General features: G+C 63.5%; 13 protein-coding genes. 2 read left to right on the top strand and 11 right to left on the bottom strand.

Annotated elements, in window-relative coordinates; all coding sequences use genetic code 11:
- The first annotated feature begins 5 nt into the window (after nucleotides 1–5).
- A complete protein-coding gene (locus tag LIY36_RS23465) occupies nucleotides 6–839 on the top strand; it encodes a metal-dependent hydrolase (protein ID WP_226457343.1) in 834 nt (277 codons plus the stop codon).
- Here the strand turns inward: LIY36_RS23465 and LIY36_RS23460 are convergent.
- On the bottom strand, nucleotides 836–2,911 hold the full coding sequence (locus tag LIY36_RS23460; protein ID WP_226457342.1) for an EAL domain-containing protein: 2,076 nt from the start codon (nucleotides 2,909–2,911) through the stop codon (nucleotides 836–838). The two genes, LIY36_RS23465 and LIY36_RS23460, sit on opposite strands and share 4 nt — an antisense overlap.
- A 394-nt stretch (nucleotides 2,912–3,305) precedes the next feature.
- Here LIY36_RS23460 and LIY36_RS23455 point away from each other — a divergent pair, with 394 nt between their 5' ends.
- Nucleotides 3,306–3,554 carry a hypothetical protein gene (locus tag LIY36_RS23455; RefSeq protein ID WP_226457341.1) on the top strand — a complete coding sequence of 83 codons (249 nt, stop codon included), beginning with the start codon at nucleotides 3,306–3,308 and terminating at the stop codon, nucleotides 3,552–3,554.
- A gap of 74 nt (nucleotides 3,555–3,628) precedes the next feature.
- On the opposite strand, the gene LIY36_RS23450 is transcribed toward LIY36_RS23455, so the two are convergent.
- From LIY36_RS23450 to LIY36_RS23405, 10 genes are read right to left on the bottom strand one after another with little or no spacing between them, the layout of a single operon-like run.
- The gene (locus tag LIY36_RS23450; protein ID WP_226457340.1) at nucleotides 3,629–4,435 is read right to left on the bottom strand and encodes a serine/threonine-protein kinase; all 807 of its coding nucleotides are present in this window, start codon (nucleotides 4,433–4,435) and stop codon (nucleotides 3,629–3,631) included.
- Complete coding sequence (locus tag LIY36_RS23445) at nucleotides 4,432–5,139, bottom strand: PP2C family protein-serine/threonine phosphatase (protein ID WP_226457339.1); 708 nt, start codon at nucleotides 5,137–5,139, stop codon at nucleotides 4,432–4,434. Before LIY36_RS23445 ends, LIY36_RS23450 begins: the two co-directional genes overlap by 4 nt.
- The gene (gene tssM, locus LIY36_RS23440; RefSeq protein WP_226457338.1) at nucleotides 5,136–8,474 is read right to left on the bottom strand and encodes a type VI secretion system membrane subunit TssM; all 3,339 of its coding nucleotides are present in this window, start codon (nucleotides 8,472–8,474) and stop codon (nucleotides 5,136–5,138) included. Before tssM ends, LIY36_RS23445 begins: the two co-directional genes overlap by 4 nt.
- A gap of 15 nt (nucleotides 8,475–8,489) precedes the next feature.
- Nucleotides 8,490–9,332 (bottom strand): type IVB secretion system protein IcmH/DotU, encoded by an 843-nt coding sequence (icmH, locus tag LIY36_RS23435; RefSeq protein ID WP_226457337.1) that lies wholly within the window; start codon nucleotides 9,330–9,332, stop codon nucleotides 8,490–8,492.
- A 5-nt stretch (nucleotides 9,333–9,337) separates the two neighbouring features.
- Complete coding sequence (tssK, locus tag LIY36_RS23430) at nucleotides 9,338–10,666, bottom strand: type VI secretion system baseplate subunit TssK (RefSeq protein WP_192300851.1); 1,329 nt, start codon at nucleotides 10,664–10,666, stop codon at nucleotides 9,338–9,340.
- A gap of 1 nt (nucleotide 10,667) precedes the next feature.
- The gene (gene tssJ, locus LIY36_RS23425; protein ID WP_226457336.1) at nucleotides 10,668–11,135 is read right to left on the bottom strand and encodes a type VI secretion system lipoprotein TssJ; all 468 of its coding nucleotides are present in this window, start codon (nucleotides 11,133–11,135) and stop codon (nucleotides 10,668–10,670) included.
- A 5-nt stretch (nucleotides 11,136–11,140) separates the two neighbouring features.
- Entirely contained in the window at nucleotides 11,141–12,250 is a 1,110-nt protein-coding gene (gene tagH, locus LIY36_RS23420; protein ID WP_226457335.1) for a type VI secretion system-associated FHA domain protein TagH, read from the bottom strand.
- Nucleotides 12,251–12,266: 16 nt separating this feature from the next.
- Nucleotides 12,267–12,398, bottom strand: a complete 132-nt coding sequence (locus LIY36_RS23415) for a type VI secretion protein (RefSeq protein ID WP_226457334.1) — start codon at nucleotides 12,396–12,398, stop codon at nucleotides 12,267–12,269.
- 42 nt (nucleotides 12,399–12,440) lie between these two features.
- Complete coding sequence (locus LIY36_RS23410; RefSeq protein WP_226457333.1) at nucleotides 12,441–13,955, bottom strand: sigma-54 interaction domain-containing protein; 1,515 nt, start codon at nucleotides 13,953–13,955, stop codon at nucleotides 12,441–12,443.
- The gene (locus LIY36_RS23405; RefSeq protein WP_226457332.1) at nucleotides 13,952–16,375 is read right to left on the bottom strand and encodes an AAA family ATPase; all 2,424 of its coding nucleotides are present in this window, start codon (nucleotides 16,373–16,375) and stop codon (nucleotides 13,952–13,954) included. Before LIY36_RS23405 ends, LIY36_RS23410 begins: the two co-directional genes overlap by 4 nt.
- Nucleotides 16,376–16,382: the final 7 nt, after the last annotated feature.

Below are 16,382 nucleotides of genomic sequence, written 5' to 3'. Positions count from 1 at the left end.
ACACCATGCTGCCGATCCGTCGCGACATCCGCTTTGCCTTGCCCGCCGAACACATCAAGGACTGGCATGAACAAGGCCCGTTCATCACGCATTTTTTCAATGCGCTGTCACTGCTGTTTCCCCAGGGCGAACTGTTTTTCATGGACAGCGTGCGCCACTACCGCTCGCGCATCGACGATCCAGAGCTGAAACAGCAGATCCAGGGTTTTATCGGCCAGGAAGCCATGCACAGCCGCGAACACGTGGCCTACAACGACCTGCTGCAAGCCGCCGGCCTGCCCGCGCACACCCTGGACCGACGCCTCAAGTTCATCCTCGACTGGCAGAAGAAACACTTCCCGCCGTCATTCAACCTGGCGATCACCATCGCCCTTGAGCACTACACCGCGATGCTCGCGGAGATCCTGCTCAGTGACCCGTCGCGTTTTGGCAACTCACTCAAGGGTTACCAACAGATGTGGTACTGGCACGCCCTCGAAGAAACCGAACACAAGGCCGTGGCCTTCGACGTGTGGTCCCGCGTAATCAAGCCCGGCCCCAAGCGCTACCTGCTGCGCACCGGGACCATGCTGACGACCACGCTGTTCTTCTGGCTGGTGGTGTTCGATTTTCACCTGCGCCTGCTGATTGCCGACCGCAAGGCCGGCGGGCACCTGAAGGGCTTCTGGCGCATGCTGAAGTTTCTGTATGGGCCAAAAGGCGTATTCCCACGGATGCTGCGGCCTTGGCTGGATTACTTCCGGCCAGGGTTTCACCCCTGGGACCACGACAACCGCGCCCGTCTGGAACGCATCGATGGACTGATCGAAGAGATCGAGCGTACCTACACATCCACCTAGGGCTCGGCCAGGGCGGCGCGCTCACGTACAAACCCCGGCAACTGATCGCCCGGCAGCGCCTTGCTGAAATACCAGCCCTGGATAAACAGCTCGCTGCCGGTATTCAAGAACGCCAACTGCTCGGCGGTCTCAACGCCTTCGACGACCACCCCCAGGTTCAACGCCTCGCAGAAGCGCAACATGCCGGTCAACACTTGAGCACCCTTGGGGTCGTGTTGGGCAACGACGAAGCTGCGGTCGATCTTGATGAAATCCACCGGAAACTGGTGCAGGTAGCTCAGAGCGGAAAACCCGGTACCGAAATCATCGATATACACCTTGGCGCCGATGGCCTGCAGCTTCTGGATGGTCTGGCGCGTGGCCTGGATGTCACTGACCAGGGCGTCCTCGGTGATTTCCACCGACACCTGGCCCCGGGCCTGGGCGAGGATCTTCACCAGGCGGTTGCCGTAGGCCGGGTCGGTCAGGGTCGCGCTGGAAATATTGATCGTCATCGGTAACGCAAACCCCAGGGCGTGCCATTTCTGGTACTGGCGCACCGCCTCGGAGGCCACCCACACATCCACGTCCGGCATCAAGCGCGCCTGCGCCAGCCACTGCAGGAACTCCCACGGCGAATGCACCGTGCCGTGGCTGTCACGCGCGCGCATCAGGGCTTCGCAGCCGGTGCACAAGCCGGTCAGGGTCGACACTTGGGGTTGGTACTCGAGGTAGAACTCGTAGTCGCTGATCTGCTGGATACGACTCAGCTCACTGGCCTGGCGTGCAAGGGCCTTGTGGGATGCGAGCACCGGGTCGGCTTCGAGCAGGCGGCCCTTTTCTTCAAGGCCGCGAAAGGTCATGTCCATCGAACGCAGGTACACCGTCCCGCCTTCGGCTGGCTGACGATGGATCGCTCGCACATAGGGGGCGTAGACCAGCGTGCCCAGGCCCAGCAGCAGCACTTGCAGGACCACGGCCGCCATATCACCGTGGGTACTGAGGTAGGCGTTGAGCAGCACTGGCGAGGTGAACGGCACGCTGGCCACCGCCGGCATCACCCAGCCCAGTTGCACTGCGGTCAACGCGACCATCCCATTCAGGGCCGGTACCACCAGGAACGGAATGAACAAGCGCGGGTTGAGGATGATCGGCAAGCCAAACAACAGCACCTCGCTGACGTTGAACAGTGACAGCGGCAGACTGGCAATCGCCAGCAACCGCATGGACTGGCTCTTGGAGAACAGCAGGATCGCCAGCAACAGGCACAGCGCACCGCCCGAACCGCCGATAAAGGCGAAGCTGCCGAGCAGTCCGCTGTTGAGCAGATACTTGATCGGCTCCCCGGCGGCCAACGCCGTGCCATTGAGCACCACGGCCTGGTCGAGCACATCGAACAGCGGTTGCATGGCGTACACGCCGTGGATGCCAAAAAACCACAGCAGCGAATTCATCAGCGTCACGAACAAGCCGCTGCGGTAGGGCGAATCCAGGGCTTCAAGCACTTGCGGGCCCTGCAACTGGGCGACATAGGGAATCTGCAAAAGCAACGACAACGCCAGCACCAAGGCCAGCGCGGTGATTGCACCGGGCACCACCATATTGATGGTGCCTCGCAGGTTGTGCCCCACCAGGTCCTCGTTGACCAGGCGTGTCCAGCGCAAACGGTGCAACCAGGCAATTGCCGGCACATTGATCAGGGGCGAAGCAATCGCGATAAACAACACAAACGTGGCCGATGCCCGAGGGTACTCACGCAGGATGAAAGTCGCGATCACCACGTGGGCCAGGCACAGAAACGCAACGGGAAGCTGGGGCAAGCGGTACTGGATCGCCAGCATGTAGCCAATGGAAGCAGCCACCAGCAGCGGGATCACCGAGCTGATCTGGTTATGCAACCCGGCCAGTAAACTCACCACCTGCGCATCGAAACCCAGTACCCGGGCGCATTCGGACAGGATCAGAAACCCCGCCGATACCAGCAGGCATGGCAGGATCCACAACAATCCCTCGCGGATAGCACGCAATGACTCGGTGCTGGCCAAGGCGGCCAGACGCTGGGTGAAGAACAGCTTGAACAGCGTTTGCGCCATGACCCATCCCTCTGTCCATCGCTCCACGCCCCTGGAAAACAGGGTCGAAAATACCGCCTAACGCTACACGTCCTTAGGCCGGGAGCGAAAGTTTTTTAGCACGGCAACGCCAATTATTGAGTTGTCGTTTGAATTGCCTTATTGCACCCGTCCCACTCATTCGATCAATTCATCCTCACCCCCTGTCGCCCGCTCTCCTGCCATGGCCCTCCAGGCGAATCTGCTCAAGCCCGCTATAGTCAATCCAAGGGCAGGTATTACCGCGTTTCTTTGGTCTCGCCGTAATGAGCCTGAGCACTACCATTAATTGGATTTTTGACTGGGGAGCGTCCCTGAGCCCGGGTCGATCGGTAATATCTGCGAGGAAATCGGCTTCAGGGAAAAGAGGGTCAACATGTCAGAAAAACCATCAGGAACCGTGCGCCCAATACTGCTCTACGCATTGCTGTGGCTGTGTGGGGTTTCATTGATGTTGATGATCAAGGACGTGGTGGAACAATTTACCGGTCAACTCGGCGACGATTCGATGGACTTGGCCACCGTCCTGGTCGCGTACGTGCTGTTGTTTACGCTCAAACCCATCAGGCACTGGAATGACCGGCGCCTGCGCAAACACTCCCGCCGCCGACAACTCGACCTGTAGTGAGCGGGCTTGCCCGCGCTGGGGGGCGAAGCCGCCCCAAACGGGCCGCCGCGGTGTTTCAGCAAGACCGCGGGTTACAGCCATCCATGACGTGGTGTGCGGCGGATCACGTTGCGCAATTCGGCGACCGTGATGGCGCGACGCACGGGGTCGGCGGTCAGTGCGGTCTTCAGCGCCGGCCAGCATTGCCTAGGCCATTGCCGGGGGCGGTTTTGAATATCGGTAGCGCGACTGCCCTGCGCCAGTTCGTACAACAGGCACGCCACGCCATACAGGTCGGCAGCGACAGTCGGCACAGCGCCGTCGCGTAACTCCGGTGCGGCGTATGCCGGGGTCCATGCGTGGAAACGGTTGCGGCTCAGACTCGGCAAGCCCTGTTTCTGGCCATGGCCCAGACCGAAATCGAACAAGCGAACCCCCTCCTCGCCAAGCATCACATTGCCCGGCTTCAAATCACCGTGCAGCACGCCCTGCCCGTGGGCGTAAACCAACGCATCGAGCAATTGCACCGCCACTGGCTGCAACTCCCGCCAGGGCAGTCCGCCGGGACGCTCCAACAGCAGGCGGTCCAAAGTCATCCCGTGCAGCAACTCCAGGGTAAAAAGCGCGACCTGGCTGGCGGTATCGACCTCGAACGAAAACGCGCGGACGATCCGCTCATGGCGCAGGCTGCGGGTCAACGCAAACTCGCTGTACAACAGCACATGCGCATCGCTGGACTGGGTCAAACAATCGCCCAGCAACTTCAACGCCACACGGGAACACGGCTCGCCAAATTGCTCGTGCAACAGATCGCGGGCGCGATACACGACGCCCATGCCACCGCGGCCCAGCTCCCGCTCCAACTGATACCGCCCGGCGAGCAGGCGTGTCTCGTTCATGCCTGCACCACAACGGCCGTCAGGTCATCCCGGGCGGGCCCGCGCAACACTTGGCTGAACAAACGGTCCACCATCTGTTGCGGCGAACCGTGGCCCATGGCACTGCCCAGTTCGCAGTGACTGAGCGCCTGGTACAAGCCATCGCTGCAGAGTAGGAATACATCACCGGGACGCGTGCAAAGTTCCAGGACCTCCAGCGCCAACGGCTCGCGCCCGCCCACCGCACGGGTCAAGGCTCTCGCATCCGGATGCGCCTGGGCCTGTTGGCGGTTGAGCTGCTGCTCGATCATCAAGCGCTCCTGCCAGGAGTGATCCCGCGACAACTGGTACAAACACTGCCCGCGCCACAGGTAACAACGGCTGTCGCCCGCCCACACGCAGGCGGCGCGACGGCCCTCCAGCAGCAACGCGACGACCGTGCTGCCCATCCGGCCGTGTGCGCGCTGCACGCCCAACTGCCGGTCGAGCCGTTGCAGGCAGCGGCGCATCGACTCGATCCGTTGCTCAAACGTGCCGCACTCGTTCAACCTGGCCAGAGTGTCGATGACTGCCTGGCTGGCAACATCGCCGGCCTGATGCCCACCCATGCCATCGGCCACCGCCCAGCAGCCTTGCTGCGGGCAATCGAGAAACGCATCCTCGTTGCGCATTCGCTGCTTGCCACGCTGCGTACGCCCGGCGCTGTGCCAAGCCGCGTGCGTCATAGCTGCTCCGGCAAACGGAACGTACGCCATTCACCCAGCGGGAATGGGCTTGGCGTGCGCTGGCTGGTAAGCAGGAAAGTGGCGCGCAAACCCGCCAGGTCGGACTTGAGCAACTGCCCATCGCGACCACTCGCAGGCTCGCTCTGGAACAACTCGAGCAAGCGGAACCACGACCAGGCACCGGCATTTTTTTCCAACCCCAGCGGCCGCTCTGCGCCCCGCTCCAGGACCAGGCTACTGCGGCCGTTTTGCGCCGCGACAGGCCACTCAAAGTGCATCGCCACGATAGGCCCGTGACGGTATTCCAACTGCCGATCACCCATGCGCAACACCGCCCGACTGGCAGCCTGGTCCAGGCTGTAGGGCGCCAAGCTGAATCGCACCTGCAAGTCGCCCTGGGCCTCGTTGAAGAAGCTGCGCCGAATCAGTTGCGCCTTGCTCAGTTGCGGCAACAGGCTGCGCGCCAGCGGCAGGCTGCGCCCGTCCAGGCCACGCAGGCGATAGCGCCCGCCATCGGCACTGACGAAGGGCCGCAGATAAGTCTCATGAAAGCGCGTCAGGATGCCTTGAGGCTTGAAAAACTCCTGAAAATCACTGAGAGCGACGTCGCTGGAGGCATGCGCATTGAAAGGGTAGCGCTGGCGGATCGCCTTGGCATACACACCGTACACCTCGCTTTGATAACGCTGGTTGACGTGCACATAGGCTTCGTCCAGCAAGTGCCGCCAACTGTCATCCGCCAAGCCTTCAACCCACGCCGAAAGCGGCAGCGGCAGGCGCGTGGCGACATCACGCAGATTGCCCAACCCATCCGGCTGCCCTTCCATGCGCCGCTTGACCCGTTGAAACGCCGCCTGCCCCGGCGAACTTTCACGGTGCAGCGCCACCAGTTGCAGGTGCAGTTCGTCAAGCTGGCGCAAGGCCTGGGTCAACTCGGCGCCGGGGTTGTGTTGTTCGTCGAGCAATTGGTGCAGCGGCTCGAAGCGCCGCTGCAAGGTGCGCCGGGCGGAATCCGCCGGCAGCGGCAACGGCCCGGCGACCTGGTTCAAGGTGTCCAGCCCGCCATTGGACGGCAGCAGGCGCGTATTTTCCCGCACCTGTTGCAGCAGTTGCACCAAGGGCGACTGGGCCGAAGTCAAGCGTGCAAGCCGCTCGGCATCCTGGCGCAGGCCATCGGTATCCGACAGGCGCACCTGGCCCAGCGCGTTGCCCCAGACATCGCCGTACTCACTGAAATAGCGCTGCTCCAACGCCAGCATCAGGCGGCGCAGATCGGCGGCGCTCAGGTCGGTGCCCTCGCCCAACACCCAGTTGTCCTGCGCAATCGCATTCACCAACCGTGGGCCCTGCGCCTCGAAATACTGCAGGAAACGCTTGGTGTAAAAACCCGGGATCGGTGGCTCGCTGGCAACCAGCCCGCGTCCTTCAGCCAGGCGCAACGGCTCCAGGCTGCGCGCCTGTTCACGCAACACCCGATACACCACGTCAGCCAGTGACTCGCCGCGCAGTGCCTGGCGGGCCTGAGCGACCAGCGCGTCATCGAGGGACGCCACGAACGGCTGCGCCAACAGCCGCGCGAAATGTTGGTTCAACCGCTGCTGCACCGCGACCTCACCGGCATGCCGCACCGCCCAGGCCGCGCCCACACGCTCGGCCAACCACACCGAATCCCGACGCTCGTGCAGCGTCAGCATCAGATACGCACGCAGGTGGTCCAGCAGTTGTTCGCGTTCGCCCAGGCTGGCGCGTACCTGCGTTCCCAACAGCTCGATGACTTGCGGCAGCAATTGCTGCCGTAAGGCGTGTACGTAGGCATCGTCCAATACCGGCGCGCTCATCTTGCCCTGGTACAGGCCCAAACGTTCCACCCTCCGCACCTCTACCGGGAACACCTGGGTCGCCGCAAACAGGCGGTCCAACCGGGCAAGGGCGACCAGGCTGCTGTCCGTCTCCAGTGGGGTTGGCGGCGCAGGTCGGGCCAGCGCAACCAACTGCTCCAGGCGCTGATGGTTGAGTGAATAACTGTGCGTCCATAACACCGTGGCGCCTGCGAGTATCGCCGTTGCGGCGAGGGCCGCGCCGAGCTGGCGCCAACGAATGCGCCGGCGCTCGTCGCTATGCAACTGCGCAAAGTCAGCCTCGGCCACGATCACTTGGCGGAACAACCCCGGGACAAAGCGCCCCCGGGCGGCATCCGCGCTGGTCAAATACATACCGCGCAGGCCCTGGATGCGCTGGTAGCGATGGGCACAAAACGCCGATTCGATGAAGTGGCACAAGCGTTCGCCAAGCCTGGCGAGCTGCAGGGGAAAGTCCAGCATCAGGCCGCGCCGCTCGACATTGCGCTCCTGGTGCAAACGCTGGATCAACTCACCACTCAAGCGTTGCAGCAACCGCTCGAAGGCCTGGCGGACCTCGGGCATTTGCGTGCCCCCAGCCAGGGCTTGGCCAAACACAGGTGTTGCGACGTCACCTGTGGGCCCATCGAAGAACTCGACAAATCCCGGCAGTCGGTCGACCTTGGTCAACACCAACGTTACGGGCACATCCACATGCAGCGTCTGCCGGATCTCCTGCACACGGGAATACACCTGGCGCGCCAGCACGTCGAGGTCATGGGTGTTGCCGGCGAGCAGGCTGTCCACCGATAACGTCACCACTACGCCGTTGAGCGGGCTGGCCCGGCACCTGGCCCTGAGCAGGTGCAGCAAGGTCGACCACCCCGCGCCATCCACCGCAGCATCAGGCTGGGTCAGGTAACGACCAGGCGTATCGAGCAACACCGCCTGGTCGGCAAAATAGCCTTCACAGAATGGGGTGCGGCCCGAGCGCGCGGCGTCCAGGCGATCCAGCGGCGCCAGCAACCCGTTTGCCATCAACAGCTGGGTCTTGCCGCTGCCCTCCTCGCCAAGCAGCACGTACCAGGGCAATTCATTGCGCCAGCGCTGACGCTTGGCGCCATAGCAACCTGCACTTTTCAGCGCCTGCACGACCTCCTTGAAGCGCCCACGTACCTGGCGCCGCTCAGCGTCTACTCGCTGTTGGACATGCCGGGCCTGGTTCTCCGGGTTCTGGTGTTCCGAGTGCGGATTTTCCGGGCGATGGGTCTGGGCTCCACGGTGCCCACCGACCAAGACCATGGCGATGCCCCATAACAGCAACAGACTGCTGATCGTCACCCAGCGCGCCGACACGCCCTGCCAGAAGCGGTAGTCATCCACCGCCAGTAAAGGTCCGAACCACCACACCAACGCGGCGCTCAACAGCACCAGCAACAGGCTCCAAACCCAAACCCGACGCAGCACGCTGCCCGCGCTCTTGAAGAATGCGTTCATTGATTGCTCCCAGCGTTATAGGGGCGGCGGTGCCGCAGAATGAAAGGGTTGCAGCGCCGCCACACGTTCATTGCCCAGCACCCAGGCAAACCCCAGATACACAGCCAACAGACTGGCCACCAGCCCCACCCCCAGCCACGGGATGGAAAGCATGCGCAAGCGTCTGTTGCGCCAGTGCACCGGCTCAGGCGCGTGCATGGGCAGCGGGTCACCGCGCACGTGCCGGATCTGCCGGTACAGCCCGTCACGCACGGCCTCAAGCTGCAACACACCACGCTCCATGACGCGGTATTTGCCCTCGAAACCAATCGACAGGCACAGGTACATCAACTCCAGCAGCGCCACGTTCTTGATCGGGTCCCGGGACAGGCGCTCCAGCATCTGGAAAAACTTCTCGCCCCCAAAGGTTTCGTGGTGAAAGCGGCTCAACAGGCTCATCTTCGACCACTCGCCGCGACTGTCCCATTGCGCGGTGAGTACGCTTTCATCGATGACGCAGCACAAGACGTAACAGGCCGCCTCCACCTGGGCGCTCTCCACACCGTGATGTTGCGCGTGCCGTTCAAACCCGCTGACCGCTGCCGACAGCCGCTCGTTAAGGGCGCCCAGGCTTTCACGCCCGACGCGACCTTTGAGCTGAGCCGCCTCGACCAGCAACTCCCAGGCACCCGCTACCAGCGGGTTGGGCCCCAGGTCAAAGGTTTGCGCGCCGTGCAAACGGGCAGCGTAGATCATGCGGTCTTCCAACTGCTCAAAACGTGGCGGTGAGGGGTAGTCCGTCAATGCCGCCTGCGCGGGGCCGCGACCGTCGCGGTCAAGCAGGATGGTTTTCTCATCGGCCGGGTAAGTGTTGTCCATGGTGTTCAGTTCCTGATGGCCCAGAAGTTCAGTTGCAGCTCGGCAAATTCGCCGCTGACATGGAAGGCAAAGCCGCCCGAATGCTCCAGCTGCGCAATGTCACGGGCAGTGAGTTCGAGCATGAAATACGTCTTGCCGGCATGAAACGGCAACTGGCGCGGCGCCACCGGCAGCGGCTGGAGCCGGATGCCCGCCAGATGCAGGTTGACCAGCTCGCGGATGCGTTCGACGGGCCCGACCTTGAGGTGCGTTGGCAGGCGATTGCGCAGCGCTTCGCTGTCGCATCCGGCGGTGGCCGCCAAAATGAAGGTCGCGCGGCCAAGCAGCTTCAGATCGCTGACCGGGCATACCAGCACCCCGTACTGGCGTTGCTGCAATTCCAACTCGATGGCCTGTTGTTCCAGCACCATCGACAGCACGCTGCGCAAGCCGTCCATCAGGCCGCGAAAACTCGCGCCCTGATCGCTGTGCTGATAGTGCACGTCCCATTCACAGCGCTTGCTGTCACAGGCAAAGGACGACAATTCGCCAAGCAACGCCAACAACTCGCGATACAGCGTGTGCGGACGCACCTGAGGCTGGCTCGCGTAATGGCGCAACACGGGCTCCGTACGATTGATCAGTTGCAGTAGCAAAAAATCGCCAACCTGTGTCGCCGCGGCCGCACCGTTGCCACGAATGCGCTCGGCCAGCGCATCACCACGGCTGGCCAACAGGCTGATCACCTCCTGTAAACACGCCGCCAAGTAGCCACGGGCTGGCAGGTGGATGAAGGTCGGGGTGAAATCGGTGTCCAGGCTCACCCCGCCTTCGCTTGTGCAACCCACGATCTCGGCCACCTTGAGTGTCACCAGCGACGGATCGGCGGACTGTGCACCCGCCACCAGGCGCAGGTCCGGGCGCGCGCAGTCGAGCCGACACTCGGATTCGCCGCCCGCATTGGCGTCGCGCGCCTGAACCTCGCAACTGACGTAGCGCGCCAGCACGTCGACCTGCTCCGGCCTACGGGTTTCGACCTGGTTGCCGGTGGCCAGCGGCAACGCCAGGTAAACACCTTGCGGGCCGCTGTTGGCCGCGACCTGCAAGACCAACGGTGGCATCGCCCCGTCAAGTTCAAACAGGCTGCCATCGGGCAACACACCACGGGCTTGGCTGACGACCAGCTTGCCCAGGTTGAGGTACTGCAAGTCCAGCTCAAGGCTCAAGAAGCCCCAGGCGTCGGGCGTGAGCAAACGGCTCCGGTTGAGCTGCTGTTGGTAGTAACGGTCGTTGTGTTGCAGGTGCTGGGGGCGCAAGAGCATGCCTTCCTGCCAAATGACGTTATGCACCTGCATCTCAGCGTTCCTCCACGCCGATCTGGCGCACACCCAGTTCGTCCAGGATCAGCGCTGCGTGGGTTCGCCGTTGCGGGGCCACGGGCACCACCACGCGCCACTGCACTTGCGGGAGGTCGCGATATGCGGCCAGCACGCCCACGTAGCGACTCTGCGGTGCAACGCTGAGCTTGAGGGCCAGGTGTTCGCCAGGCTGCAATTGGAGCTCCTCGCTGCTCACCCAATCCTTGGGCAATATCTGCTCGGCACGTTCATAGAGACTGAAAAAATCGCTGTTTTCAAAGGCCACCGGCTGGCGCAGTTCCAGCAAGCGCACCACCACGGGCGAGGGACGCCCATGCAAGTCGGGGTTGAGCCGCTCGCCGGCGGCCAGGCTCAAGTCCAGCTTGGTCAGTGTCGAAAACGGCGACAGGCTGCTGCACGCAGTCAGCAGCGTGAGCAACAGGGTTGTGAGGCATATTCGATACATGGACATCATCCCGGGTAGGCAGCATGCAAGGTGGCGATCAGGCGCAATTGCTCCTGGTAAGCCGTGGAAAAATCCCGGCCAAGCTCACGTTCGCCCGGCGCCTGCGCGTCGAGCAGTTGCTGGTAATAACGTTGATAGGCACGCCAGCGCGCACCGTCAGTGAGCAGCCTGGGGCGCTTGGCCTGGTGTTCGAGACGGCGTTGCAGGTAGTCCGGCGCGAACGCCTGATGTGCACCCCGCAGAGCGGCGCGGCACGCGGCGAGCATTGCCACCTGATGTGCCTGCAGGTCACGGAACACCTGGGCCACGGATTGCTGCGCCGATAGTTCACCCAGTGCGCCGTCGCCCAGCAACGCCTGCAACGCCGCCTCGACGCCCTGGCAGTCGTGCAAGGGGTTGTGGCTGATGCCGGGGCTGTGGGCGGTCCCCAGGCGCAATTCGCGTTTGAGTTCCTCGCAGGTGCGCACGCACTGCTGCACGTCATCGAGGGTGTGCTTGAGCAAGCTTGCAACCTTGATCGCCAATGCCTCGCGGCCAGGGGTGTCGAGGCTGTCCAGAGGCATGCCCAGGGCCTGGGCAAAGTGGCTCCAGAACAACCCATCGTCCGCAGGTGTAATCGGCTGCGGCACGAGTGCGTCATGTACGGGTTTGGCCAGCGTCGGCGGCACCAGATAGTCCGACTCCGGCGCGCCCCGCTCTACCCAGGCAGAGTCAGGGACCAGCTGCGGCTCGATCAACGGCTGCAGGCCGTGCGTCAGGAACGCATCATCGGGAATCGGCCCGCCTTCAGCCTGGCGCGGCCTTGATTCCACCAATCGAGCCCGGATTGCCAGCGGGCCGAACTCGAAGAGGTTGCCATCGTTGATAAGGTGTGGCTGCCCCTTGCGCAAACGCTCGACGCTACCCGCCAGCCCGATGCCGTTGCTGCTGATGTCGGTGAGGAAATACCGACCATCCCGGTAACTGACAACCCCATGCTGACCGGAGAGCACACGACTGCAATCGGGGATCACCCAGTCACAGCCATTGCCACGGCCGATCACGCCGCCTGCGCCGTCGAATACCTTGCGCGCCACTCCAGGGCCGTCGCCACTGGCTTCCAAGACTAATTGCATACCAGACCTCCGCCGTTCACTGGCCACGACGGCTGAGCTGGGGGTCACCCAACGGGCGGTAGTCGGCGTCATCAAACACGTAATTGGCGTTGCAGCCGCTGAGCAGCAACACGACAAGCACCAGGGCTCGCCAAGGACGATCAGGCATGGGGTCTCTCCGCAAAAAAAGTAAGTCATCAACGCGTGCCACTCAGCGCTCCTCCTGGGCATCGCGGCACGGGATATTCAGGCGCGCTAGGCGATACAGCAGCGTGCGCCGGGCAACACCCAGCTCACGTGCAGTGCGGGTGCGATTGCCGCGGTTCTTGTGCAGGCAATCGATCAGGAAGACCCGTTCGACCCGCTCCAGGCGCTGGCGCAGCGTCGCATCCAGCACCGCCGACGCAGCTGTCGGCAGTCCGAGGTGCGCCGGCAAAATCACCCCGTCATCGCTCAACAACACGGCGCGTTCCACCAGGCACTTGAGTTCACGCACGTTGCCGGGAAAACCGTGTGCCGACAGTTGATCAATCGCCGCACTCGACCACGCCACCGCAGCTTTGCCCAGCGTTGCGCAGGCCTGCTCGGCAAAGTGCCGTGCCAGCAACAGCACGTCGCCGTCACGGGCGCGCAACGCGGGCAACTCGATAGGAAACTGCGCCAGGCGGTAGTACAGGTCTTCGCGAAAACTGCCCTGGGCGACCATGGCCGCGAGGTCGCGATGGGTGGCGGCGATGATCCGCACGTCGACCTTGTGCGCGACGCTGGCACCGAGTGGGCGAATCTCACCCTCTTGCAGTACCCGCAGCAGCTTGGCTTGCAGTGACAACGGCATGTCACCGATCTCGTCCAACAGCAGCGTGCCGCCGTGCGCCGTGTCAAACAGCCCAGGATGGTTGCGCTCGGCACCCGTGAAAGCGCCCTTGCGATAGCCGAACAACTCGCTTTCCAGCAAGCCTTCCGGAAACGCGGCACAGTTCTGCACCACAAAGGCCTTGGCGCTGCGCGGACCGCTGGCGTGGATCGCGCGGGCTACCACCTCCTTGCCGGTGCCGGTCTCGCCACGCAGCAATACGGTGTAGGGGGTGTGCTGGACCTTGCCGATCAAGCGGCAGGTTTCCTCCATCGCCGCGCTGGCACCGATCAGGCCATAGGTGCTGGGGGGTGGCACGTTGAGCAACGGCAGGCAGTCCGCGTGGCGAGGGTGCAGGCTTCGCAACAACACCCGTTGATTGAGGGCAAAACTGCCCAGGTGCGCCAGCGCCGGCGCGTGCCCCTGCAACGCCGCTTTACGTTGGCTGGCGCAGAGCAATACGCCCACGGTGGCCCGGCATCGGTTGAACAGCGGCACACCGATCAACGTGCGCCAAGGGGCTGCTGTCGCCGGCAAAAACGCACAGTCATACGGGCTGTCGCCCAAGTCATCCAGGCACAGGGCACTACGCTGGTCGAGCACGACGTGCAACAACTGTTCGTGCCGCCAATCGCTGTTGCCCGTCGCCACCGCTTCGGCAAAATGCTGGGCAATCAGCGCCAGTTGCCCGCTTGCCTCATCAAGACCATACAACTGACTGAGTTCGCATTGGCTCAGTTGTGCCGCCGCGTCCACGCACAGGCGCGTAAGGCGCTGGTCGTCGTTTTCCAGGCCCAGGCGGGTGATCCAGCCCAGCAGGGTTTCGGCGTAGGCCAGGGGTTCGGGCAATTGGCTGAATAAGGTCGGCATCATTGGCTGAACTCACAGAGCGGCGCGCCGTGCTCATCCAGTCGCGCATGGACGTGCGCCAGGCACTCGCCACTGGACATCGCCGCGAGCAGCCGATCGGCCATCTGCGGCAGCAACCGGGTCTCGATCCACGCGTCGATGTAGCGCGCACCGCTGTCGTTATGCACGCAACGCTCGGCCATGTGCGCCACCAGTTCAGGTGTGTAGGTGAAGGTCAGCTGGCGCAACTGCAAACGCTGGCCAAGACGCTCGAGCTTGAGGCGGGCCACGTCATGCAAGACTGCGCCGGTTATCGGGTAGTACGGCACAACGCGCATGCGCGCCAGCAGCGCCGGTTTGAAATGGGCGCTCAGCAACGGTTGAAGCTGCGCTTGCAGCACCTCGATCCCCGGTCGCCGGCCGTCGGCGCACAGTGCGTTGATGTGCGCGCTGCCAAGGTTGGAGGTCATCAGGATCAGGGTGTTGCGAAAATCAATCGCCCTGCCCTCGCCGTCATTGGCGCGGCCCTTGTCGAACACCTGATAAAACAGGTTCAACACCTCCGGATCGGCCTTCTCGACCTCATCGAGCAGCACCACCGAGTAAGGCCGCTGGCGCACCGCCTCGGTCAGTACGCCGCCCTCGCCGTAGCCGACGTAGCCCGGCGGTGCGCCGATCAAGCGGGACAACGAGTGCCGCTCCTGGTACTCGGACATATTGAGGGTGGTGACAAAACGTTCACCGCCATACAACGCCTCGGCCAAGGCCAATGCGGTTTGCGTCTTGCCCACGCCACTGGGCCCCACCAGCAGGAACACGCCCACGGGCGAGTCGGAATTGTTGAGCCCCGCAGCAACGGCCCGCAGGCTGCGGTCAAGCGCCTGTACGGCGTGCTCCTGGCCAAGGATGCGGGCGCGCAGGAACTCGGCAAACCCCAGAACCTTGTCGTTGTGTTCAAGGGCCAGTTGTTCGACGGGAATGCCGGTCCAGGCGCTGATGACGTCGGCGATCAGGCGCGGGCATACCTGCGGTTTACGTGGCGGCGGCACGTCTTGCGCCAACGCGAGACAGGCTTGATCGATGCTCTCCAGTTGCTGGCTCACCGCCTGCAGCCCCGTCGTATCGATGGGCAGCCCGGCCTGTGCGTCCCGTGTCAGCGCGAGTTGCTGGCGCGTGGCCTCGGCGCGCTCGGTGTGCAGCCGCTGCAGCGCCTCGGGCGGCATCGCCAGTTGGGTGCGCAGCCGCGCGCAGGCAGTGTCGAGCACATCCACGGCCTTGTCCGGCAACTGGCGCCCCACCAGGTAACGAGCGCTCAACTGTGCGGCGGCGACCACCGCATCATCCCGCACATACACGCCGTGGCTACTCTCGTACGCCGGCACCAACCCGCGCAGGATCGACACCGTCTGGGTAACACTGGGCTCGTCGACCAGCACCGGCTGGAAACGCCGGGCCAGGGCCGGGTCTTTTTCGATGTAGCGCTTGTACTCCGACCAGGTAGTGGCCGCGATGGTGCGCAACTCCCCACGGGCCAGGGCGGGCTTGAGCAGGTTGGCGGCATCATTGCCGCCCACTTGGCCACCCGCGCCCACCAGGGTATGCGCCTCGTCGACAAACAGGATCACCCGGCGTGGCGAGGCGTGCACCTCGTCGATCACGCCCTTGAGACGGCGCTCGAATTCACCCTTGATGCTCGCGCCCGCTTGCAGCAAGCCCATGTCCAGGCTCAGCAGGCGCACGTCCTTGAGCGGCTCCGGCACCTGCGTCGCGACCACGCGCAGGGCCAGCCCTTCCACCACGGCGGTTTTACCGACGCCAGCCTCGCCCACCAGGATCGGGTTGTTTTTGCGCCGACGCATCAGGATGTCGATCAACTGGCGGATTTCAACATCGCGACACAGCACCGGGTCGATTTGCCCTTCACGGGCCTGCTGCGTCAGGTCATGGGTAAACCGTTGCAACATCGACTCCGCCACCGGCTGCCCGGCTGGGCTGCTGTGGCTCAGGACAAAATCGCGCACACGCTCGGCGTCCAAACCTGCCAACACCCGCTGATAGCCGTTGCCCGCGTGCTCCAGCGGATGACGCAGCAGCGCCAGCAACAGTGCGCCGTGATCCACCTCGTGCTGACCGAGCTCCACATGCGCAAGCATTGACGCCTGTTGCAACCAGCGCACCAACGGTGGGGCAAAGACCGGATTGCGCGTGGCATGTTGCTCGCTCTTGGGTTGCAGCAGCGCATGCAGGTCGCTCACTGCCACACCGGCGTCCGCCAGGGCCTTGCCGACTAGCCCGTCGGCATGTTCCAGCAGCACCAGCAGCAGGTCTTCCACCAGCACTTCGCGGCCACCGCGGTTGACACAACGCTCGGCGGCACGCTCCAGGTCGCCACGCGTGCGGGCGGTCAACGTCTGGATAAGTTGTTGCAAGTCGATATTCATCATCACCCTT

The organism is Pseudomonas sp. AF03-9 (genome assembly GCF_020515815.1).
Classification (GTDB): Bacteria; Pseudomonadota; Gammaproteobacteria; order Pseudomonadales; family Pseudomonadaceae; genus Aquipseudomonas.
Note: the sequence above shows the minus strand (reverse complement) of the source record. Positions and strands in the feature narration are given on the sequence as shown.